This window comes from Streptomyces sp. NPDC002125, assembly GCF_053593715.1.
Genome location: NZ_JBSFDD010000024.1, coordinates 110,122 through 130,862, shown reverse-complemented (window position 1 = coordinate 130,862; position 20,741 = coordinate 110,122). Strand labels below are relative to the sequence as shown.

General features: G+C 72.1%; 19 protein-coding genes and 1 riboswitch. Of the genes, 14 read left to right on the top strand and 5 right to left on the bottom strand.

All coding sequences use genetic code 11. From position 1 onward, the window contains the following. Both ACWCQM_RS31390 and ACWCQM_RS31385 read left to right on the top strand, forming a co-directional pair. The coding region (locus tag ACWCQM_RS31390; protein WP_450918460.1) for a peptidase C14 at nt 1-1,631 on the top strand (1,631 nt) is incomplete at its 5' end. Further along, nucleotides 1,628-2,557, top strand: coding sequence for a GNAT family N-acetyltransferase (locus tag ACWCQM_RS31385; protein WP_450918459.1), 930 nt, complete (start codon nt 1,628-1,630; stop codon nt 2,555-2,557). The genes ACWCQM_RS31390 and ACWCQM_RS31385, both read left to right, overlap by 4 nt. A gap of 32 nt (nt 2,558-2,589) precedes the next feature. On the opposite strand, the gene ACWCQM_RS31380 is transcribed toward ACWCQM_RS31385, so the two are convergent. Further along, the gene (locus tag ACWCQM_RS31380) at nt 2,590-3,300 is read right to left on the bottom strand and encodes a DUF5995 family protein (protein ID WP_450918458.1); all 711 of its coding nucleotides are present in this window, start codon (nt 3,298-3,300) and stop codon (nt 2,590-2,592) included. Between the two features lie 97 nt (nt 3,301-3,397). On the opposite strand from ACWCQM_RS31380, the gene ACWCQM_RS31375 reads away from it, so the two are divergent. Beyond that, nucleotides 3,398-4,603, top strand: a complete 1,206-nt coding sequence (locus ACWCQM_RS31375) for a glycoside hydrolase family 6 protein (protein ID WP_450918457.1) — start codon at nt 3,398-3,400, stop codon at nt 4,601-4,603. 16 nt (nt 4,604-4,619) lie between these two features. On the opposite strand, the gene ACWCQM_RS31370 is transcribed toward ACWCQM_RS31375, so the two are convergent. Both ACWCQM_RS31370 and ACWCQM_RS31365 read right to left on the bottom strand, forming a co-directional pair. Beyond that, a complete protein-coding gene (locus ACWCQM_RS31370; protein ID WP_450918456.1) occupies nt 4,620-6,011 on the bottom strand; it encodes a uracil-xanthine permease family protein in 1,392 nt (463 codons plus the stop codon). Nucleotides 6,012-6,172: 161 nt separating this feature from the next. Beyond that, nucleotides 6,173-7,402, bottom strand: coding sequence for an MFS transporter (locus ACWCQM_RS31365; RefSeq protein ID WP_450918455.1), 1,230 nt, complete (start codon nt 7,400-7,402; stop codon nt 6,173-6,175). A gap of 140 nt (nt 7,403-7,542) precedes the next feature. On the opposite strand from ACWCQM_RS31365, the gene ACWCQM_RS31360 reads away from it, so the two are divergent. The 11 genes from ACWCQM_RS31360 to ACWCQM_RS31310 all read left to right on the top strand — a co-directional run bounded on the left by ACWCQM_RS31360 (nt 7,543) and on the right by ACWCQM_RS31310 (nt 17,668). Continuing rightward, nucleotides 7,543-8,763, top strand: coding sequence for an ROK family transcriptional regulator (locus ACWCQM_RS31360; RefSeq protein ID WP_450918454.1), 1,221 nt, complete (start codon nt 7,543-7,545; stop codon nt 8,761-8,763). A gap of 67 nt (nt 8,764-8,830) precedes the next feature. Continuing rightward, nucleotides 8,831-8,961: riboswitch (FMN riboswitch) on the top strand. Nucleotides 8,962-9,120: 159 nt separating this feature from the next. Then, nucleotides 9,121-10,221, top strand: coding sequence for a bifunctional diaminohydroxyphosphoribosylaminopyrimidine deaminase/5-amino-6-(5-phosphoribosylamino)uracil reductase RibD (ribD, locus tag ACWCQM_RS31355; RefSeq protein ID WP_450918453.1), 1,101 nt, complete (start codon nt 9,121-9,123; stop codon nt 10,219-10,221). Further along, on the top strand, nt 10,222-10,842 hold the full coding sequence (locus tag ACWCQM_RS31350; protein WP_267076850.1) for a riboflavin synthase: 621 nt from the start codon (nt 10,222-10,224) through the stop codon (nt 10,840-10,842). Continuing rightward, nucleotides 10,839-11,483, top strand: coding sequence for a nicotinamide mononucleotide transporter family protein (locus ACWCQM_RS31345; protein ID WP_450918452.1), 645 nt, complete (start codon nt 10,839-10,841; stop codon nt 11,481-11,483). Before ACWCQM_RS31350 ends, ACWCQM_RS31345 begins: the two co-directional genes overlap by 4 nt. Next, nucleotides 11,480-12,769 carry a bifunctional 3,4-dihydroxy-2-butanone-4-phosphate synthase/GTP cyclohydrolase II gene (locus ACWCQM_RS31340; protein WP_450918451.1) on the top strand — a complete coding sequence of 430 codons (1,290 nt, stop codon included), beginning with the start codon at nt 11,480-11,482 and terminating at the stop codon, nt 12,767-12,769. Before ACWCQM_RS31345 ends, ACWCQM_RS31340 begins: the two co-directional genes overlap by 4 nt. A gap of 25 nt (nt 12,770-12,794) precedes the next feature. Beyond that, on the top strand, nt 12,795-13,280 hold the full coding sequence (ribH, locus tag ACWCQM_RS31335) for a 6,7-dimethyl-8-ribityllumazine synthase (RefSeq protein WP_053929083.1): 486 nt from the start codon (nt 12,795-12,797) through the stop codon (nt 13,278-13,280). A 35-nt stretch (nt 13,281-13,315) separates the two neighbouring features. Next, nucleotides 13,316-13,588, top strand: a complete 273-nt coding sequence (locus ACWCQM_RS31330) for a phosphoribosyl-ATP diphosphatase (protein WP_073751808.1) — start codon at nt 13,316-13,318, stop codon at nt 13,586-13,588. A 53-nt stretch (nt 13,589-13,641) separates the two neighbouring features. Next, on the top strand, nt 13,642-14,490 hold the full coding sequence (hisG, locus tag ACWCQM_RS31325) for an ATP phosphoribosyltransferase (RefSeq protein ID WP_450918450.1): 849 nt from the start codon (nt 13,642-13,644) through the stop codon (nt 14,488-14,490). Nucleotides 14,491-14,549: 59 nt separating this feature from the next. Further along, complete coding sequence (locus ACWCQM_RS31320) at nt 14,550-15,029, top strand: PH domain-containing protein (protein WP_450918449.1); 480 nt, start codon at nt 14,550-14,552, stop codon at nt 15,027-15,029. Nucleotides 15,030-15,218: 189 nt separating this feature from the next. Further along, nucleotides 15,219-16,586: a hemolysin family protein gene (locus ACWCQM_RS31315; RefSeq protein WP_450918448.1), complete on the top strand. Its 1,368-nt coding sequence runs from the start codon at nt 15,219-15,221 to the stop codon at nt 16,584-16,586. Next, complete coding sequence (locus tag ACWCQM_RS31310) at nt 16,583-17,668, top strand: hemolysin family protein (protein WP_450918447.1); 1,086 nt, start codon at nt 16,583-16,585, stop codon at nt 17,666-17,668. Before ACWCQM_RS31315 ends, ACWCQM_RS31310 begins: the two co-directional genes overlap by 4 nt. Before the next feature lie 57 nt (nt 17,669-17,725). On the opposite strand, the gene ACWCQM_RS31305 is transcribed toward ACWCQM_RS31310, so the two are convergent. Together ACWCQM_RS31305 and ACWCQM_RS31300 are read right to left on the bottom strand one after the other, a co-directional pair. After that, the gene (locus ACWCQM_RS31305) at nt 17,726-19,642 is read right to left on the bottom strand and encodes an AAA family ATPase (RefSeq protein ID WP_450918446.1); all 1,917 of its coding nucleotides are present in this window, start codon (nt 19,640-19,642) and stop codon (nt 17,726-17,728) included. Nucleotides 19,643-20,009: 367 nt separating this feature from the next. Beyond that, entirely contained in the window at nt 20,010-20,624 is a 615-nt protein-coding gene (locus ACWCQM_RS31300) for a uridine kinase family protein (protein ID WP_450918445.1), read from the bottom strand. Nucleotides 20,625-20,741: the final 117 nt, after the last annotated feature.

The following is a 20,741-nucleotide window of genomic DNA, read 5'->3' as shown; positions in this document are numbered from 1 at the left end:
GCGGCCACCGCATGACCACCGACAACATCGAGAAGAACACCCACGACAACCCCTTCGGCGCCGTCCTCTCCTTCCGCGGCACCGTCACCGACACGACGGTCGAGCACGCGCTCTCCAAGAAGGTCATCGAGCTCACCGACACCTTCCCGGTCCCGGACGCGCAGGCGTTCGAGCCCGGCCAGTGGTGGTCCGTGCGGGTCGACCCGGTGGCGGGCGGCGGACGCGACGAGCGCGAGCTGCAGAAACTGGTCGAGGTCACCGAGATCGTCGACGCCGGTCACATCCGCGTCGGCTACCTCAACGGCTGGGAACTCGCCGCGGGCCGCACGCTCACCTGGACCCGGGTCGAGCCGGTGGTGAACACCCACATCCGCAATCTCGTCTTCGAGGGCGCCGGGGACGACGAGTACACCGGATCGCACCCCGTCAGCTTCGAGTACGCCGTCGGCTGCGACGTCTCCGGCATCCATGCCACCGGCAGCTTCTGGCCGGTCGTCATGCGCCGCTGGTGCACCCGGTTCCGTACCGAGGGATGCTCCCTGAAGAACCCGCCCACGGTCGAATACGGCGGCGCGGGCTATCTCACACAGCAGATCTACTGCCTCTACGGCCGGGTCGCGGACTGCACGACCAGCAACGTCCGCCATCTCAACGACCTCACCGCCTCCGCGTACTGCACCGTCGTGAACTGCCACGGCGACGGCGACGACGCGGGCGGAAACCCGTTCACCACCCACGGCCAGTACGAGCACGACCTGCTCTTCGACGGCAACTCCGGACTGATGGACATCGCCAACTCGGGCGCGCAGTGGGGGATCTCCGCCAAGCGGATCACCGTACGCCGACACGTCTGCTCCTGGTTCGTGGCCAACACGAAGATCACCGACCTCACCCTCGAAGACATCACCGTCATCGCCCGCCCGACGTTCGACCAGGCCGGCACGCTCACCGTCAACGCCGACGGCGCGCAGGTGCGGGGCTGCACCGCCAGGACCTTCGCCGTCGCCCAGCGGTCCACCCGCTCCGGCAGGCCCACGGTCATCAGCGACTGCTCGTTCGACCTGCCGAAGGCCGCCGTCCTCGTCCAGACCCCGGTCACCACGCCCGTCCACTTCGTGCGCTGCACGTTCACGGGCGTCGACGGCGCGATCCTGCGCGGCGCGGGCCCCGTGCGGTTCACCGACTGCACGGTCAGCGGCGCCGAGAACTCCGCCCCGTTCTCCGTCGGCTCGGCCGACCTGCGCATCGACGGCGGTACGTACGCAGACACCGGGTTCGAGGTCAGTGCCGTCCGCGACCAGTCGGTCACCGTCACCTCGGGCGCCCGGTTCACGGGCAGCAACAGCGCGAAGGTGTTCCTCGGCCGCGCCGCCGGACCGGCCACCGTCACCTGGGACATCTCCGCGCTCCACAGCACCGCGGGCGATGCCGCCACGGCCCACATCCGGATCGCCGACGGCACCAACCACTACGCCGCGACCGGCAGCAGGTTCACCGGCGGCACGCTCCACCTCGCACCCGGGGCGCTGGCCTCGGCCCTGCACACCTCCTGCGTCGAGCGGGACACCCGGCGCACCGCCATGCCGGCCGACGGCGCCACCGCCCGGACCGAAGGGAACCTCACCCTGTGAGCGCACGGCTGCGGACCAGCACCCCGGCCGACGAACCGGCCCTGCGCGAGCTCTGGGACATCTGCTTCGACGCCCCGCACATCGGCACCCTCCACGCCCTCGACCCGGACCGTCACCGCCGCACGTTCGTCGCCGAGACCGCCGGCGGAAGGCTCGACGCGGTCGTCGTCTGGGTGCCGCGCCTGATCCGCGACGCGCACGGTACGCCGCGGCGCGTCGGCGGCATCGGCAGCGTCGCCACCCGCCCCGAGGCGCGGGGGCAGGGGCTGGTCCGCCGCCTGCTCGCCGGGGCCGAGCGCTCCATGACGGCCGAGGGATGCGCCTGGTCGCTGCTGTTCACCGGCACGCCGGGGGTCTACCGGGGTTCCGGGTGGCAGGAGTTCACCACCGGGCACATGGAGGGGACGATCACGCGCACGGCCGCGCCGGGGACGTACCGGGTACGGGGGGCCACGGCCGCCGACGCGGACACCGTCCGCGCCCTTCACTCCGCGTACAACGCGGCCCGTCCCCTCAGCTCGCTGCGCACCGACGAGGACTGGGCGGTCCGCGTCCCGGCCTGGTACGGCCCGCCGGAGCGGGCGCTGGTCGCCGAGGCGCCGGGCACCGGGGCGGTCCGCGGATGGCTGGTGGCCGGATACGAGGGCGAGTGCGCGGAGGTGCGGGAGTTCGCGGGCGACTCCGCGTGCCTGCCGGACCTGCTGGGGGCGGTCGCCGCGCGGGGCCTCGCGGCCGGGCACCACCGCGCGCGCGTCCGGCTCCCCGCCACCCCCGGGGTCATGACGGCGCTCCCCGCCCTGCTCGCGGACCCCACGGCCGCCGGGACGCGGACGGGGATGGCCCGCCCGCTGCTGGCCGGTGCCGACGCCGTCCGGGCAACGGTCACGGCTCCCGGCGCGGTCCACTGGTACGGCGACAGCTTCTGAGCGTGCCGCGCGGCCGGGGAGGAGGCGTGCCCTCAGGCGCAGGGTGTCAGCAGACAGCGTCCGACCAGACCGACCGCCCCGTCCGTCCGCTGCCTGAACTCCTCGGCCAGCAGCGGGAACGCGCGCAGCCGCCACAGCACCTTCGCCGCCGACCAGGCGCCCTCGCGGGCCCGTTCCAGGCTCCAGGCCCCCGCCAGATGGGTCAGCGGATCGGCGACCTCCAGCAGATCGGGACCGGGCATCAGATCTTCGCGGATCTGCTCCTCCAGCAGGACGAGGAGATCGCCCACCCGGTCGAACTCCTCCTCCAGGTCCGCCGGGGCGCAGCCGAGCGTACGGCAGGTGTCCACGACGGCCAGCGCGAGATCGTGACCGATGTGCGCGTTGATACCGGCCAGCGCGAACTGCAGCGGGCGTACACCGGGATGGCGGCGGTACTGGAAGAGAGGGCGCCAGCACGCGGGCGGACTGCCGCCCGACACGGCCGTGTCGACGGCCGTCAGATAGCGCTCGGCGAACCGCACGTCCAGTGCGGACACGGCCTCCCGGTCCGTGAACGAGCCGTCGGCGATGTGCCGGCCGAGGGTCTCCGTGACCGTCAGATACACCTGGTTGAAGACCGCCACACCGTCCCCGGGCGGCCAGCCGGAGCGGAACGCGCGCATCCGCTCGATCACCGTGCCCACATCGGTCACCGTGCCGGCCGCGCCGGCCGGAATTGCGAACTGCTCGATCCGGTCCATGCGGGCAGCGTCCCAGCCATAGGCTCGCCACGGCGCCGACCGGCCGGAGACTTCATCGGAACGGGCGAACACCGGGCGCCGGAGGAGGGGACGAGGGGTGTCGGGCGTACGGGAACACGGCAGGACCGAGGTGTGGCGGCGCGGACGCGCCGCAGGGCGCCACACGATGGCCGCGCTGGCATCGGCCGTCGTGGTGGCCGGTGCGGCGACCGGGGTGATGGCGGCGGCGGAGGACGGCGAACGTACGACCGCCCGTCCCGGCCCGACGGCGTCGCCGGTCCTGGAAGGGCTGCCCGCCGTGCCCACCGCTTCGGTGTCCGCCGCGCCGTCCGCGTCGCCCTCGCCCTCGCCCTCGGCCTCGGCGAGCCCGCGCCCGGCCCGGACGGGACCGGCGAGCGGGGCCCCTGCCACGTCGGCGAAGCCCTCACGCGGTGCCGGGGGGATCACCGCGCTCTACCGCCATCCGCAGTCCCAGGTCCTGGACTGGGTCGCCGCCCACCGGAGCGATCCGCGCCGCCCGCTGATCGAGTCGAGGATCGCGGCGCAGCCCGCGGCGGTCTGGTTCCCCGCCCACAACCCGGGTGCCGTGACGGGCCAGGTCCGCGGTGTGACGGCGGCGGCCGCCGCGGCGGGACGTACGCCCGTGCTCGTGCCGTACGCCATCCCCGACCGGGACTGCGGCGGGGCCTCAGAGGGAGGGGCGCCCGGACTGGACGCCTACGACGCGTGGATGGAGGACTTCGCCGCGGGCCTCGGCAGCGGTCCGGTCATCGTGATCCTGGAACCGGACGCGATAGCCCTGTCGGACTGTCTGTCGGCCGCGCAGCGGGCCGACCGCTTCGCCTCCCTGGCCCGTGCGGGCCGCACGCTGCACGCGGCCAACCCTCGGGCCAGGGTCTATTTCGACGGCGGGCACTCCGGCTGGCACAGCGTCGCGAAACAGGCCGCGGCGCTCCGCGAGGCGGGAGCCGCGACCAGCGGCGACGGCATCTTCACCAACGTGTCCAACTTCCACAGCACGGCCGACGAGGCGGCGTACGCCCGGCGGGTGCTCGCCGCGCTCGGCGGGCCCTCCCGGCTGGGCGCCGTCATCGACACCAGCCGCAACGGCAACGGGGCGCCGAAGGAGGGCGAGTGGTGCGACCCGTCGGGCCGGGCGCTCGGCAGGGCCCCGACGACGCGGACGGGAGAGGCCCGGATCGACGCCTACCTCTGGGTGAAGCTGCCGGGGGAGTCGGACGGCTGCAAGGGCTCCGCCGGCTCCTTCACCCCGGACTACGCCTACGAGCTGGCCACCGGCTGAGCGGTCCGGGCCCTGCTCAGGCCTTGCCGGCCGGCGGCTTCTCGTCGTACTGGGACGTGCCGGAGTCCAGCAGGGGCTCCTGCGTCTTGAGGTGCGCGGGGGCGAACGCGCGCAGCGCGTGGTAGCCGGTGATCACGACCAGCGTGCCGAGGGCGATGCCGCTCAGCTCGAAGTTGTCGGTGATCTTCAGGCTGACCCCGCCGACGCCGATGATGATGCCCGCGGCGGCCGGCACGAGGTTGAGCGGGTTGCGCAGATCGACCTTGGCGTTCAGCCAGATCTGGGCGCCCAGGAGGCCGATCATGCCGTAGAGGATCACGGTGATGCCGCCCAGCACCCCACCGGGGATCGCGGCGACGACCGCGCCGAACTTGGGGCAGAGGCCGAAGAGCAGCGCGAAGCAGGCCGCGGCCCAGTAGGCGGCGGTGGAGTAGACACGGGTCGCCGCCATCACCCCGATGTTCTCGGAGTACGTGGTGTTGGGCGGACCGCCCACGGCCGTGGACAGCATGGAGGCGGCGCCGTCCGCGGCGATAGCGGTGCCCAGCTTGTCGTCGAGCGAGTCGCCGGTCATCTCGCCGACGGCCTTCACATGCCCGGCGTTCTCGGCGATCAGCGCGATGACGACCGGCAGCGCGACCAGGATCGCCGACCACTCGAAGCTCGGAGCGTGGAAGGACGGCAGCCCGATCCAGTCGGCGTCGGCCACCGCGGACAGGTCCAGCCGCCAGTGGTCGACGGCCTCGGCGCCGCCGGCCGGGGAGTGGATCTTCCCGAACACCAGGTCCAGCACCCAGGAGAGGACGTAGCCGAAGACGAGCCCGAGGAAGATCGCGATACGGGAGAAGAACCCGCGCAGACAGACCACGGCCAGCCCGGTGAACAGCATCACCAGCAGGGCCGTCCACTGGTCCTGGGGCCAGTACGTCGACGCGGTGACCGGCGCCAGGTTGAAGCCGATCAGCATGACGACGGCACCGGTCACCACCGGGGGCATCGCCGCGTGGATGATCCGCGCGCCGAAGCGCTGCACCATGAGGCCGACCAGGAACAGCACGGCACCGACGACCAGCACCGCGCCGGTGACCGTGGCGCTGGTTCCGCCCGTGGCGCGGATTGTGGCGGCCACCCCCACGAAGGAGAGCGAGCACCCCAGATAGCTCGGCACCCTGCCCTTCGTCGCCAGCAGGAAGATGGCGGTGGCGACACCGGACATCATGATCGCGAGGTTCGGGTCCAGCCCCATCAGGACGGGGGCGACGAACGACGCCCCGAACATCGCCACCACGTGCTGGGCGCCGAGACCGAAGGTGCGGGGCCAGGAGAGCCGCTCGTCGGGGCGCACCACGGCCCCCGGTGCGGGCGTCTTTCCGTCGCCGTGCAAGGTCCAGCGCACGCCGAGGCCCATGGTCGCTCCCTGATTGGTGTGTGCGGTCCGCCCAGAGGGTCCATCCGCGGCAGAAGATCAGAGCCATGGTAGTGCCGCACCGTCCTGACCTCGTGCTCGCCCCCGCCGCGGCCGGGTGCGGCGGGCGAGCCCTCGCCGCCGCCCCGCACCCGGCCCGCCCGTCAGCTGACCTTCTGGCTGCCCGTCGGCGCGGGCTGCGGAACGCCGCCCTCCGCGACCTTGCGGTCGGCCGACCGCAGCACCCCCGCCCCCAGGACCAGCCCGAACGCCAGCACCGTGACCAGGCCGAAGGAGACCAGCAGCGAGGTAGCCTCCGCCAGCGAGCCGATCGCGGAGGGCGCGATGAGCCCCGAGGTGTACGTGATGGTGGCGACACCCGCGATGGCCCGGCCCGGGTTCGTGCCGCTGCGCCCGGCAGCGGCGAACGCCAGCGGTACGACGACCGCCACGCCGAGGCCCAGCAGACCGAAGCCGCACAGGGCGACGGCCGGCCCGGGGGCCAGGACGACGAGGACTCCGCCCAGCGTGGCCAGGGCGCCTCCGGCCCGTACGGTCCGCACCGCGCCGAAGCGGTCGACGATCCTGTCGCCGGAGATCCTGGCGATGGCCATCATCAGGGCGAACGCCGTGGTCGACGCCGCCGCGAGCCCGGCCGAACTGCCCATGATGTCGCGGAGGTAGACCGCCGACCAGTCCATGCTGGCCCCCTCGGCGAACACCGCGCAGAAGCCGACCGCGCCGATGATCAGCGCGGACTTCGGCGGCAGCGTGAAGCGCGGCGGCGGCTCCTCGTCGGGCTCGCTGCGCAGGTCGAGGACACCCTGGCAGGCGACCAGACCGAGCGTCGTCAGCACCAGCGCGGCCAGCGTGTGGTGCAGCCTGGCGTCCGCCCCGATGTGCGCCGCGACCGTGCCCGCCGCCGAACCGAGCAGGGCGCCCACGCTCCACATGCCGTGCAGCCCGGACATGATCGACTTGTTCAGCCTGTTCTCCACCTCGACGCCGAGCGCGTTCATCGCGACGTCCGACATCCCCGCGCTCGCCCCGAACACGAACAGCGCGGCGCACAGCGTGATCAGGTTCGGGGCCAGCGCGGGCAGGGTCAGCGCCAGCGTCCACAGCGCCAGGAGTCCCCGCAGGGCGGTCCTGGCCCCGAACCGGTGGCTGACGCTGCTGGCCAGCGGCATGGCCAGCGAGGCTCCGATCGCGGGGAAGGCCAGGGCCAGACCGAGCTGGCCGGCGCTCACCGAGGCGTGGTCCTGGATCCAGGGCACGCGGGTCGCGAAGCTGCCGGTCACCGCCCCGTGCACGGTGAAGACCGCGGCGACCGAGTATCTGGCCCGCCTGATCTGCTCCGTACCGAAGACCGGAACCGATGGGTCCGTAGTCATGTGCCGTGCCCTCCCCTGGAATGCCCGGTCGCCGGTCCGCCCGGCGCCGTCGTGCGGTGCGGGCCGTAAACTATCAGGAACCCTGCCTGATAAATAACCCCCCTGGTGGAGGACCGTCAGCGATCTGGAAGGATCCCGGCATGCCCGCATCCCCGAGCACCGCCCGGGCCATCAACGACCGGCTCGCCCTGCGACTGCTCCAGCAGGACGGCCCGCTGACGGCCACTCAGCTCAAGACCCTGACCGGCCTCTCCCGGCCCACGGTCGCCGATCTGGTGGAACGGCTGCAGGACGCGGGCCTGGTCAGGGTCGTGGGGGAGAGCGGCGCGGACCGCCGGGGGCCCAACGCCCGGCTGTACGGGATCGTCGCCGACCGCGCGCACCTCGCGGCCCTCGACGTACGCACGGACAGCGTGGCCGTCGTCGTGGCCGACCTGCTCGGAGCGACGCTCGCCGAGGCCACCCTGCCGATCGGCGGCGACACCCACACCCGGCGCGCCGTCGAGCGGGCAGTGGAGACGGTGGAGCGCACCGCGCGCACCGCGGGACCGGCCCCGCTGCACAGCGTCGGCATCGGCGCGCCCGGCCTGATCGACCCGGTCAGCGGCGAGCTCAGGGGCACCGCCGGGCTCCCCGCCTGGCACGTGGCCCTGGTCAAGGAGCTCCAGCGGCGGCTGTCCGCCACCGTGCTCGTGGAGAACGAGACCAACCTCGCCGCCGTGGCCGAACACCGCACCGGGGCCGCCCAGGACCGTGACACCTTCGTCCTGCTCTGGCTCGGCCACGGCATCGGCGCCGCCGTCATGCTCGACGGGAAGCTGCGCCGGGGCGCCTCGGGCGGAGCGGGCGAGATCGGCTTCCTCCCCGTGCCCGGCACCTCCAAGGTTCCCTCGTCGGTCAACTGCGACGGAGGTTTTCACTCCTTGGTGGGATCGGCCGCCGTCTGCGAACTGGCGGCCGGGTACGGCATCGCCGCTGGGCCCCCCGAGAGCGACGGGTCCCCCGAACAGGGCCCGGCCGCCGCACTCGCCGTACGGGCCGCGCTCCGGGCCGGGGATGCGGACGGCGAGGCGTTCCTGGCCGCGCTCGCCGACCGTCTCGCCCTCGGCGCCGCCTCCGTGGTCTCCGTGCTCGACCCCGGATGCCTGGTCCTGGCGGGCGAGGTCGGCCGCGCGGGCGGCGACGCGCTCGCCGCGCTGGTGGAGGAGCGGCTGGCCCGGATGTCGCCGCTGCGCACGGAGGTCAGAGCCGGGACGCTGGGCGGCGGCGCGGTCCTGCGCGGCGCGCTGTTCGCCGCCAGGGACGCGGCCCAGGACGCCCTCTTCGCCCCAGGGGCGGGTGCGGACGGCGGTCATCTGTGAGCTGTTCCACAGAGGACACCCGTATGGACCATTGCCCTCCGTGGCAGAATGAGATCCGTACCAGCAGCAGCGCACTCCGGGGTCGGTGTAATTCCGAACCGGCGGTTATAGTCCGCGACCCGTCCGCATCCAGCGGCCGGTTGACCAGGTGGGATTCCTGGACCGACGGTTAAAGTCCGGATGGGAGGCAGTGCGCGGCGGGCCGTCACAGGTGTGCCAGCCGTCGACGGATGGATTTCCGGGCTCTTCCGGTGATCACATCCATGTCCACGATCTCGGCGTTCCCTGTTGCGTTCCGTTTCATCTGTCGTCGTCGACAGGCCCCGGAGTCCGTGCCCGAAGAGGCAGGAGGACCCGGTGGCCACCGCAGCCGAAAGAACCGCCATGCGGCGGGCGATCACGCTCGCAGCCCGCGGACTCGGCGCCACCAGCCCGAACCCGGTCGTCGGCTGCGTCATCCTCGACGCCGCCGGTGAACAGGCCGGCGAAGGCTTTCACCGGCGCGCCGGCGGACCGCACGCCGAGATCCACGCCCTGCGCGAGGCCGGCGGGCGCGCCCGGGGCGGGACGGCCCTCGTCACCCTCGAACCCTGTAACCACACGGGACGCACCGGCCCCTGCGCCCAGGCGCTCGTCGAGGCCGGCGTACGCCGGGTCGTGTACGCGGTCGGCGACCCGAACCCGCAGGCCACCGGCGGTGCGGACACCCTCCGCGCCGCAGGCGTCCAGGTGGAGCAGGGCCTCCTCGCCGACGAGGCGGAGGCGGGCAACACCGCATGGCTCACCTCGGTCCGCCTCGGCCGCCCGTACGTCCTGTGGAAGTACGCCGCGACCCTCGACGGACGGAGCGCCGCCGCCGACGCCACCAGCCGCTGGATCACCTCTCCCGAGGCCCGCGCCGACGTCCACCGGCTGCGTGCCGAGGCCGACGCCGTCGTGGTCGGCTCCGGCACCGCCCGCGCCGACGACCCCCAGCTGGGTGTACGCGGCATCGAGGGCGCCACCCAGCCGCTCAGGGTGGTCGTCGACACCGGCGCCACCGCCGTCCGGCCCGGAGCCAGGGTCCTCGACCCGACCGCGCCCACCCTGGTCGCGGTCGCCGAGGACGCCGACGCCGGACACCTCCCCGATGACGCCGTGCTGCGCCTGCCGCGCGCCTCCACCGGCCCCGGCCTGGACATCGGCGCCCTGCTCGCCGCGCTCCACGGCAGGGGAATCCGTTCCGTACTCCTCGAAGGCGGGCCCGTCCTGGCCGGCGCCTTCGTCGCCGCGGGAGCGGTCGACACCGTCGTCGGCTATCTCGCTCCGGTCCTCCTCGGCGCGGGCCCCGCGGCCCTCGCCGACGCCGGAATCTCCACCATCTCCCAGGCGTTGCGCCTCGATGTGACCGAGACCGTCCGTATCGGCCCCGATCTGCGCATCACCGCCGTCCCCGTTCCTGCTCGGAAGGGAAACTGAGTGTTCACCGGAATTGTCGAAGAACTGGGTGAGGTCACCGCCGTCGAGAAGCTCGACGACGCCTCCCGCTTCCGGCTGCGCGGCCCCGTCGTCACCGAGGGCGCCAAGCACGGCGACTCCATCGCCGTCAACGGCGTCTGCCTGACCGTCGTGGACCTCGGGGAGAACGAGTTCACCGCCGACGTCATGGCCGAGACCCTGGACCGCTCCAGCCTCGGCGCGCTCGCGGCCGGCTCCCGGGTCAACCTGGAGCGCCCGATGGCGCTCGGCGGGCGGCTCGGCGGGCACATCGTCCAGGGCCACGTCGACGGCACGGGCCGCATCGTCGAGCGCCGGGTCTCGGAGAACTGGGAGATCGTGAAGATCTCCCTGCCCGAGGGCCTGACCCGCTACGTGGTGGAGAAGGGCTCGATCACCGTCGACGGGGTGAGCCTGACCGTCGTCGAGGCGGGACCCGACTACTTCACCATCAGCCTCATCCCCACCACCCTCGCCCTGACCACGCTCGGCATCAAGGTGCCCGGCGACCCGGTCAACCTGGAGGTGGACGTCCTCGCGAAGTACGTCGAGCGGCTGCTCGGCACGAGCGCCGTCCCGCAGACCGGGGGACCGGCCGCATGAGCACCCTGGACTGGCTGAACTCGGAGGCCTTCACGGTCTTCGGGCAGCACATCATCTGGTCGGACATGCTCGGCAACACGATCGGCCTGATCGCACTGGCCCTCGGCTGGCTCCGCTCCGTGTGGACCTGGCCGGCCCAGCTCCTGTCCGGCGTCGTCCTCGTCGCCGCCAACGTCTCCGTGCAGCAGGCGGGCAGCGTCGGCAAGCAGCTGATCGTCATCGCCGTCGCCGTCTGGGGCTGGCAGCAGTGGACCCGCGGCCGGCAGCAGGCCCAGGACGGCTCCATCGCCGTGCGCTTCGCCACCTGGCGCGAGCGCGGGTACCTGCTCGGCGGCGCGGTCGTCGGAACCCTCGCCGTCGGCGGACTGTTCACGGCGTTCCCGTCGCTCTCGTGGAGCCCCTGGGCGGACGCCTACATCTTCGCCGGCACCCTCGTGGCGATGATCGCGCAGGCGCGCGGCATGGTCGAGTTCTGGTTCGCGTGGCTGCTCGTCGACCTCGTCGGCGTACCCCTCAACTTCCACAGCGGGCTCGCCTTCTCCGGTCTCATCTACGTCGTCTACGGCGCCCTCGTCCTGTGGGGCATGCGCGACTGGTGGCTGCGCACGCGGACACCCGCTCTGGAAGGAGCCACGGCATGACTGCCCAGCCCGTACGGCCGTACGACCGCACCCATGAGGACCTCTCGCTCGACCCCGTCGAGCAGGCGATCCGCGACATCGCCGCCGGACGGCCCGTCGTGGTCGTCGACGACGAGGACCGGGAGAACGAGGGCGACCTCGTCATCGCCGCCGAGAAGGCGACCCCCGAGATCATCGCCTTCATGATGAGCGAGTGCCGCGGCCTCATCTGCGCGCCCATGGAGACCGACGAGCTCGAACGGCTCGAACTCCCGCAGATGGTCACGCACAACACCGAGTCGATGAAGACCGCGTTCACCGTCTCCGTCGACGCCTCCGCGGAACACGGGGTGACCACCGGGATCTCCGCCGCCGACCGCGCCACCACGCTGCGGATGCTGGCGGGCGGCACGGCGGGCCCCGGGGACTTCGTACGCCCCGGCCACGTCTTCCCGCTGCGCGCCCGCTCCGGCGGCGTCCTCGTCCGCAACGGCCACACCGAGGCCGCCGTCGACCTGGCCAGGCTCGCCGGACTGCGCCCCGCCGGCGCCATCGTCGAGATCGCCGGCGAGGACGGGGTGATGCTGCGGCTGCCCGAACTCGTCCCGTTCGCCCGCAAGCACGGCCTCACGATCATCTCCATCGAGGACCTGATCGCCTACCGCCGCAGCTCCGAGCCGACCGTGCGCCGTGAGGCCGAGGTGCGGCTGCCCACCTCCTTCGGCCCGTTCACCGCGTACGGATACCGCTCCACCGTCGACGGGGTCGAACACGTGGCGCTCGTCCACGGCGACATCGGCGACGGCCAGGACGTCCTCGTCCGGATGCACTCCGAGTGCCTGACCGGCGACATCTTCCAGTCCCAGCGCTGCGACTGCGGCCCCCAGCTGCACACCTCCATGGAGCGCGTCACGGCCGAGGGCCGCGGGGTCGTCGTCTATCTGCGCGGCCACGAGGGCCGGGGCATCGGGCTCCTGTCCAAGCTGCGCGCGTACGAACTCCAGGAGCGCGGCTCCGACACCCTCGACGCCAACCTCGAACTCGGCCTGCCCGCCGACGCCCGGGACTACGCGGCGGGCGCGCAGATACTGCGGGACCTCGGCGTGCACACCCTGCGCCTGATGACGAACAACCCGGACAAGACGGCCGCCCTCGTACGGCACGGACTCGGGATCACCGGGCGCGAGCCCATGCCGGTCCAGGCCGGTGAGCACAACCTGCGGTACCTGCGCACCAAGCGGGACCGCATGGGCCACGACCTGCCCTGGCTCGACGCCACCGCCGCGTCGGCCTGCGGCAACCAGTAAGCACCGACGAACACACAGGAGAGACATGAGCGGCAAGGGCGCACCCGAACTGTCCGTACGCAACTGCGGAGACCTGCGGGTGGCGGTGATCGCGGCCCAGTGGCACGAGAAGGTCATGGACGGGCTCGTCGACGGGGCGCTGCGCGCCCTGCACGACCTGGGCATCGACGAGCCGACGCTCCTGCGCGTCCCCGGCAGCTTCGAGCTCCCGGTGGTCGCCAAGGTCCTCGCCGGCCGCGGCTACGACGCGATCGTCGCCCTCGGCGTGATCATCCGAGGTGGCACCCCCCACTTCGAGTACGTGTCCCAGGGCGTGACCAGCGGCCTCACACAGGTCACCGTCGACACCGGGGTCCCCGTCGGCTTCGGCGTCCTCACCTGTGACAACGAGGAACAGGCCCTGGACCGGGCCGGACTCGAGGGCTCCAACGAGGACAAGGGGCACGAAGCGGTCACCGCGGCCGTCGCCACCGCGGCCACGTTGCGCACCGTCAGCGAACCCTGGCGCTGAGCAGTGCTCCGGGACCCCGTATTCTAAGGACCATCATGGCGAACAAAACCTTCGAAGAGCTCTTCGCCGAGCTCCAGCTCAAGGCCGCCGACGGCGACCCCTCCACCTCCCGCACCGCCGAACTGGTGGAAAAGGGCGTGCATGCCATCGGCAAGAAGGTCGTCGAGGAGGCCGCCGAGGTCTGGATGGCCGCCGAATACGAGGGCAAGGAAGCCGCCGCCGAGGAGATCTCGCAGCTGCTGTACCACGTCCAGGTGATGATGGTCGCCCGCGGGATCTCCCTCGACGACGTCTACGCCCACCTCTGAGCCACACCCCCGCACGTCCCGGAACTCCCTCCGCACAAAGGAAACCTGACCTCATGCTGCGCATCGCCGTCCCCAACAAGGGTGCAATCTCCGGGCCTGCGATGGCGATGCTCCATGAGGCGGGCTACCGGCAGCGCAAGGAGTCGAAGGAACTCGTCCTGGTCGACCCGACCAACGAGGTGGAGTTCTTCTACCTGCGGCCGCGTGACATCGCGATCTACGTCAGCTCCGGCCGCCTCGACATCGGCATCACCGGCCGCGACCTGCTGCTGGACTCCGGCGCCGAGGCCGAGGAGATCCTCCAGCTCGGCTTCGCGCGCTCCACCTTCCGTTACGCCACCAAGCCCGGCACGGCCACCGGCCCCAAGGACTTCGACGGCATGACGATCGCCACGTCCTACGAGGGCATCGTGGCGAAGCACCTCGCCGAGGAGGGCGTCAAGGCCTCCGTCGTCCACCTCGACGGCGCCGTCGAGACGGCCATCGAGCTCGGGGTCGCGCAGATCATCGCCGACGTCGTCGAGACCGGGACCAGCCTGCGCAACGCGGGCCTGGAGGTCATCGGCGAGCCGATCATGACCTCGGAAGCCGTCGTGATCCGCCGCAAGGGCGCCGACGCCGAGGACCCCAAGGTGCAGCAGTTCCTGCGCCGTCTCCAGGGCGTCCTGGTCGCCCGCAGCTACGTGATGATGGACTACGACTGCCGGGTCGAGCACCTGGAGCGCGCCGTCGCCCTCACCCCGGGCCTGGAGTCGCCGACGATCTCCCCGCTGCACCACGAGGGCTGGGTCGCCGTCCGCTCCATGGTCGCCTCCAAGGAGGCCCAGCGGATCATGGACGACCTGTACGAGCTCGGCGCGCGCGCCATCCTCACCACGGCCATCCACGCCTGCCGCCTCTGACGGCAGCCCGCAGCACACCCGAGCCGGATCCCAGCACAGCGAAGGACGACAGCGCCGCCATGTCCGCCCCCGAGCCCCGGCCGACCGAACTCCCCGCCCTTCCGGCCACCTTCAGGCCCACGCTCACCCGAGTGGTCCTGCTGGCCGTGGGGGCGGCGATGTTCGTCGTCATCACCGCGGTCGCGATGATCCTGGAGAACCTCGGCCCGGGGGAGCGGACCAGTTTCGTCTTCGTCGCCCTGCTCTTCTTCGGGGTCCTCGCCCTGCTCAGCAGGCCCCGCGTCACCGCCGACGCCTCCGGGGTCACCGTCGTCAACATCACCCGTACCCGCCGACTGGCCTGGGCGGAGATCCTCCGCGTCAACCTGCGCGCCGGTGACCCCTGGGTCTTCCTCGACCTCAGCGACGGCACCAGCATGCCCGCGCTCGGCATCCAGCCCGGAATCGCCAGGGAACGGGCCATTCGGGACGCCCGGACCCTGCGCGCCCTCGTCGAGTTCCACGGCAGCGGAGTGAACGAGGCCACGGAGAACGGCTGAGCCCACTGCCCCGTACGGCCGGATCCCGATTATTCTGGTTTCCGGTGGCGCACCGGGTGCGCCCCGCCCCGCACCGGAAGGCCCCCGAGGCCCGCGGGGCACTTTCCTGCGACCCAAGGAGTGACTCCCTCCAGCAATGGACGGATCGTCCGGTAGTACCTGCGCCGCCCTCTCCCCGGAGGCGGCGGCATGACCACCCCCCTGTTGCTGCTCCTCGCGGCATTCCTTCTCATCCTCGCCAACGGATTCTTCGTGGCGGCCGAATTCGGGCTCGTCACCGTGGAACGGCCGGACGCCGAACGCGCCGCCGCCGAAGGCGACCGCCGGGCCCGCACCGTCGTCGCGGCCCTGCGCGAACTCTCCTTCCAGCTCTCCGGCACCCAGCTCGGCATCACCATCACCTCGCTGGTCGTCGGCATGCTCGCCGAACCGGCGCTCGCCCAGCTGCTCGCCGGACCCCTCACCGCCACCGGACTGCCCCAAGGGGCCGTTCCCGGTGTGAGCGTGGTCACCGGCATGCTGTTCGCCTCCGCCGTCCAGATGGTCATCGGCGAACTCGTGCCCAAGAACTGGGCGGTCTCCCGGCCGCTCCAGGTCGCCCGGTTCGTCGCCGGGCCCCAGCACCGCTTCTCCACGCTCCTGCGCCCGGTGATCACCGCGCTGAACACCGTCGCCAACCGGCTGGTGCGGCTGCTGGGCGTCGAACCCACCGACGAACTGGCCTCCGCCCGCACCCCCGGCGAGCTGGTCTCGCTGGCCCGGCACTCCGCCGAGGCGGGCACCCTGGAACAGGACACCGCCGATCTCTTCGTGCGGACCCTCTCCCTCGCCGGACTCACCGCGCAGCACGTCATGACCCCGAGGGTGAAGGTCAGCGCCCTCCAGTCCTCCGCGACCGCGGCGGACGTCCTCAACCTCACTCGGGCCACCGGACTGTCCCGGTTCCCCGTCTACCGGGAGCGCATCGACGAGGTGGTCGGCATGGTCCACCTCAAGAACGCCCTGGCCGTCCCCGCCCAGGACCGGCTGCGCACCCCGGTGAGCCTGATCGCCGTACCGCCGCTCCTGGTGCCGGAGACCCTTCCGGTCGAACAGCTGCTCACCCGGCTGCGGAGCGAGCAGCCGATAGCCGTGGTGGTCGACGAGTACGGCGGCACCGCCGGTGTCGTCACCCTGGAGGACATCATCGAGGAGCTCGTCGGCGAGGTCCGCGACGAGCACGACGCCGAGGGCGCCGACCGTCCCGAGATGGCCCCGGTCGTCGCCGACGACGGCCGCTCCGGATGGGACGTGGAAGGCAGCACCCGGGTGCTGACCCTGCGCGGCATGGGCCTTGACGTCCCCGAAGGGCCGTACGAGACCGTGGCGGGCCTGATCGCCGATCTGCTGGGACGCATCCCCGCACCCGGTGACCGCGCCGAACTGCCCGGCTGGCGTATCTCCGTCCGCCAGGTCGGCCACTACCGCGCGGAGCGGGTCCGCTTCGTCCGGCTGACGGAGCTGACGCCGGCCCCCGCGGAGCGCCTCTCCCAGGATCTGCTGGAGGCCGTGCGATGAGTCTCGTGCAGCTGATGTTCGCCGGCCTCCTCGTGCTGGCGAACGGCTTCTTCGTCGGAGCGGAGTTCGCGCTCGTCTCCGTACGCCGCAGTCAGGTCGAACCCCTCGCCGCGGCCGGGTCGAGCCGGGCCCGACAGGTCCTGTACGGCCTGGAGAACCTGCCGCAGATGATGGCCGCCGCACAGTTCGGCATCACCGTCTGCTCCCTCACGCTCGGCGCCGTCGCCGAGCCGACCGTCGCCCACCTGCTGGAACCCGTCTTCCACGCGGCACACGTGCCCGAGGGGCTCGTCCACCCGCTGGGCTTCGCGGTCGCCCTGGCCTCCGTGGTCTTCCTCCACCTCGTCATCGGCGAGATGGTCCCGAAGAACCTGGCCATGGCCGCCCCGGAGAAGACGGCGATGTGGCTCAGCCCCGGACTGGTCGGCTTCGCCCGGCTCTGCCGGCCGGTCACCTCGGCCCTCGGGGCGTGCGCCCGGCTCGTGCTCCGGCTCTTCAAGGTCGAGCCGAAGGACGAGGTCGAGGCCGTCTTCACCAGTGAACAGCTGAACCGTCTGGTGGAGGACTCCGGAATGGCGGGCCTGCTGGAACCCGAGGCGCGGGAGCGCCTCGGGGACGCCCTCGAACTGGGCAGCAGGCCCGTGACCGATGTGCTGCTCGACCGGGCCTCCCTGGTGACGGTGGACCCCTCCGTCACCCCGCGCCGCGTCGAGGAGCTGACCGTACGCACCGGCTACTCGCGCTTCCCGGTCTGCGCGGAGGGCGGCGGCCCCTTCATGGGCTATCTGCACGTGAAGGACGTCCTGGAGCTGGAGGACGGCGACCGTGCCGTTCCCCAGCAGATCTGGCGGCCGATGGCGACCGTACGGGCGGAACTGCCGCTGGACGACGCCCTGACGGTGATGCGCCGCGCCGCCACGCATCTCGCCCAGGTCGCCGACGCCTCGGGCAGGGTGCTGGGGCTCGTCGCCATGGAGGACGTCCTGGAGATGCTCGTGGGCGAGGTCCGCGACCCCGCCCACCGCGTCTCGGTGCCCCGCCGCACGGTGGAGGCGCCGAAGGCCATGGCGCCGCTGGTCTGATCCCGGCCGGTCCGGACACCGCTGCCGCCGTACGGGACCCGTACGGCGGCAGCGGTGTCACAGGGCCCCGGGCTCCTGGGTGCCCCGGTCCACGGGGCCCCGCCCGGACAGCACTTCGCCGTACGCCTGCATCAGGTCGGGCAGCCGCAGGGTGGCCAGATCGTCCCTGGTCGGTGCGGCGGTGTAGCCGGAAAGCCGCAGATCGCGGTAGGCGCAGCTCTTCTCGTACAGGGTGCGCAGGAACCGGCCGTTGCCCAGCTCGTCGATCCAGCCCTGGTCCACCACGTGCCCGCTGATGCTGCGCAGCTCGTCCGTCGACTCCTCGTCCCACACATCGCCGTTCTCGGCGGCCAGCACCCCGCCGATCGCGGTGAGTTCGAGCGGACGGTAGCTCGGGAAGTCCACCCGGGTGGTGAAGCGCGAGGAGAGCCCCGGGTTGGTGGACAGCAGCCGGTCCATGCCCTCCGGATAGCCGGCGAGGATGACGACCAGATGATCCCTGTTGTCCTCGGCCCGCTTGAGGAGGACCTGGAGGGCCTCGTCCCCGTATGCGTCGCCCTTGCTGTAACCGGAGTTGGAGAGGCTGTACGCCTCGTCGACGAACAGCACCCCGCCGAGCGCCGAATCGATCAGCTCATTGGCCTTCACCGCGGTCTGGCCGAGGAACTCGCCCACCAGATCCGACCGTTGGGCCTCCACCAGATGGTCGCCACCCAGCAGCCCGAGTGCGTAGAAGACCCGGCCGAGGATGCGGGCGACCGTGGTCTTGCCCGTCCCCGAGGGGCCGGAGAAGACGAAGTGACGCTTCGGGGGCTGCACGGGAAGGCCCTGCTCCGCGCGCAGACGTGCCATGTTCAGCTGCGCGGACAGCGCCTTGACCTGGCGCTTCACGGGTTCGAGGCCGACCATGCGCTCCAGCTCCGCCAGTGCCTCGGCGAGCAGCGCCGGGTCGCTCGGGCCCGCGGGGAACACGGAGCGCCTCGGCGACCCGGGCTTCTCCCGCGTGCCGCCGCCGGGTCCGGGCGGCGTGGTGGCGCCCGGCATGACCGGGGAGTCGCCGCCCAGCCAGGGCTCACGGCTCTCCACCAGGTCGGTGCCGAGCACGAAGTCCGCGTCCGGCTGGACCTCCGTCCCCGCACCGTCCACGCCCACACCGTCCGAACCGAAGCCGGCCAGCGAGACGGCCGCGAGATCGGCGGCCTCGTCGAAACCGTCGCCTTCGGAGATCGCGGCGAGCCTGGCCGAGGTGTCCATGAAGGCCGGGTCGACACGGTGCACCGCTCGGTACAGCGGAAGGGCCGCCGCGCTGCGCCCGGTGCCCTCGTGCGCCCTCGCCAGCCAGTAGCGCAGCTCCTTGCGCTGCGGCTGCTCGCTGCGGCAGCGCATCAGGGCTGCGGAGAGCAGGGGTTCGGCCTGCCCGTACATCTCCAGACGTACCCGGGCCATCCCGCCGAAGAGCCCCGCCTCGATGCCGAGCAGCGGATCGTCGATGAGCTGCTCCGTGGTGCGTACGAGCTGTTCCCAGTCCTTGACCAGATAGGAGCGGCAGGCGTGCAGGAAGCGCACCTGGGAGTCCGTGTCTATCGGCGGCAGACCCGCCAGCGCGCGGTCCAGCTCGGGCACATGGCGGCCGTCGAGCCAGTGCGAGGCGTGCGCGAGCAGCAGGTCCCGCGGGCTCTCCAGCACCGGCTGCACCCACCAGCCCAGCCAGTACCACGAGTTGAGCGTGCGGCGATGGCGTGTGCGCTGCTCGCCGAAGCGGTCGCGATGGCGGTACATGCGTAACAGCGCCGTGGTGGTGTCGATCCGCAGCGCGTGGAGGCCCAGCCAGCCGTCCGCCATGCCGGGGTCGAGGCGCACCGCGGTTCTGAACTCCTCCTCGGCCTGCGGGTACGCGCCCATGGTGTAGGCGTCCACCCCGCGCAGCCAGGCAAGGTCGGCCGGGGCCTGCGTGCCCTGCGTGCCGATGTCCATCAGGTCCCCCACAAACCGTGCCCCCACGAATGTCCCGCCCGCACAGCATGCCCAGCGCTGGGCGCCTAATCACCGTGCCGAGGACGGGAATTGACCACACAGAGACGCATCGTACCTGCACAGGGAGTGAGCGGTTAAGGGCGTTACCGGCGCTTCGGGGGCGGTCACCGAGCGTGAGAGAACGGCCCTTTCCGGGAGTGCGGGAGGGCAGAACGAAGCCCCCGGTCACGGGGGAACAACCGGGGGCCTCGCGTCTGTGAGGGCTCCGCAAAGCCGCACATTGAGAACGTAAGACCTGTACGGGCCCTCGGTCAAGCCGAGTTGGGGGACTTCCGGGGCATTCTCCTACTGGCCGGTATGCCGACCCTCATCCTTCACTCTCCGTGAGGATGTGACTCGTCCCCGCAGTCACGCGAGGTCCTTTTAGCCACGCGTATCCCATGGGCAACCGCCGTATCACCACGTCCGCGAACGGGTAGGAGGGGTCTTCGGCGAAATGCCGCCGCTCCGCGACGGTCCAGCCGTCCCAGAACTCCGTGAGAGCCGGTCCGTCGCGGAGTCTGCCCCGCGCCCAGGACGCCGCACTGCCGCCCTCGATCCACAGCAGTCCCGCGAGAAACGGCCGCACGGCTGCGCGCCCCGCGCCCACGCCCTCCACGAGCACCACCGGGGCGGCCTCCAGCGTCCTCGGCGGCCCGAAGCGCCGGGCCGTCCAGTCGTACGGGGCATACCGCGCGGCCTCGCCCCGCGAGAGCGGGTCCAGGACCTGGGTCCGGAGCCTGTCCGTCCAGGAGAAGAGCTCCTCATGGGTGGCGAGGTCGTCCAGACGGAGCACGGGGGCGCCGCCCAGCGCCTCGGCCAGCCGGCCGGTGAAGGTGCTCTTGCCGGACCCCGCGTGGCCGTCGACCGCGATCAGCCGCACCGGTCCGCAGGACGGCGGCAGGGAGCGCAGCCGGCGTGCGCGGTCCGCCAGGTCGTTCATGGCCCCAGCCTACGAGACCGGGTGGAGCCGCCTTCGGGCACGCGCAGGTCACATCAGTGGACCAGACCAATATTGCTGCTGCGGCACGAGTCGAATCACTGGCCGGATGCGGGCCCG

Bases quoted from the DNA above. Each gene is read 5' to 3' on its own strand.
- ACWCQM_RS31380 (WP_450918458.1), bottom strand. From the start codon at position 3,300: ATGGACCGGATCGAGCAGTTCGCAATTCCGGCCGGCGCGGCCGGCACG.
- ACWCQM_RS31370 (WP_450918456.1), bottom strand. From the start codon at position 6,011: ATGGGCCTCGGCGTGCGCTGGACCTTGCACGGCGACGGAAAGACGCCC.
- ACWCQM_RS31365 (WP_450918455.1), bottom strand. From the start codon at position 7,402: ATGACTACGGACCCATCGGTTCCGGTCTTCGGTACGGAGCAGATCAGG.
- ACWCQM_RS31360 (WP_450918454.1), top strand. From the start codon at position 7,543: ATGCCCGCATCCCCGAGCACCGCCCGGGCCATCAACGACCGGCTCGCC.
- ACWCQM_RS31345 (WP_450918452.1), top strand. From the start codon at position 10,839: ATGAGCACCCTGGACTGGCTGAACTCGGAGGCCTTCACGGTCTTCGGG.
- ACWCQM_RS31340 (WP_450918451.1), top strand. From the start codon at position 11,480: ATGACTGCCCAGCCCGTACGGCCGTACGACCGCACCCATGAGGACCTC.
- ribH (WP_053929083.1), top strand. From the start codon at position 12,795: ATGAGCGGCAAGGGCGCACCCGAACTGTCCGTACGCAACTGCGGAGAC.
- ACWCQM_RS31330 (WP_073751808.1), top strand. From the start codon at position 13,316: ATGGCGAACAAAACCTTCGAAGAGCTCTTCGCCGAGCTCCAGCTCAAG.
- hisG (WP_450918450.1), top strand. From the start codon at position 13,642: ATGCTGCGCATCGCCGTCCCCAACAAGGGTGCAATCTCCGGGCCTGCG.
- ACWCQM_RS31320 (WP_450918449.1), top strand. From the start codon at position 14,550: ATGTCCGCCCCCGAGCCCCGGCCGACCGAACTCCCCGCCCTTCCGGCC.
- ACWCQM_RS31315 (WP_450918448.1), top strand. From the start codon at position 15,219: ATGACCACCCCCCTGTTGCTGCTCCTCGCGGCATTCCTTCTCATCCTC.
- ACWCQM_RS31310 (WP_450918447.1), top strand. From the start codon at position 16,583: ATGAGTCTCGTGCAGCTGATGTTCGCCGGCCTCCTCGTGCTGGCGAAC.
- ACWCQM_RS31305 (WP_450918446.1), bottom strand. From the start codon at position 19,642: ATGGACATCGGCACGCAGGGCACGCAGGCCCCGGCCGACCTTGCCTGG.
- ACWCQM_RS31300 (WP_450918445.1), bottom strand. From the start codon at position 20,624: ATGAACGACCTGGCGGACCGCGCACGCCGGCTGCGCTCCCTGCCGCCG.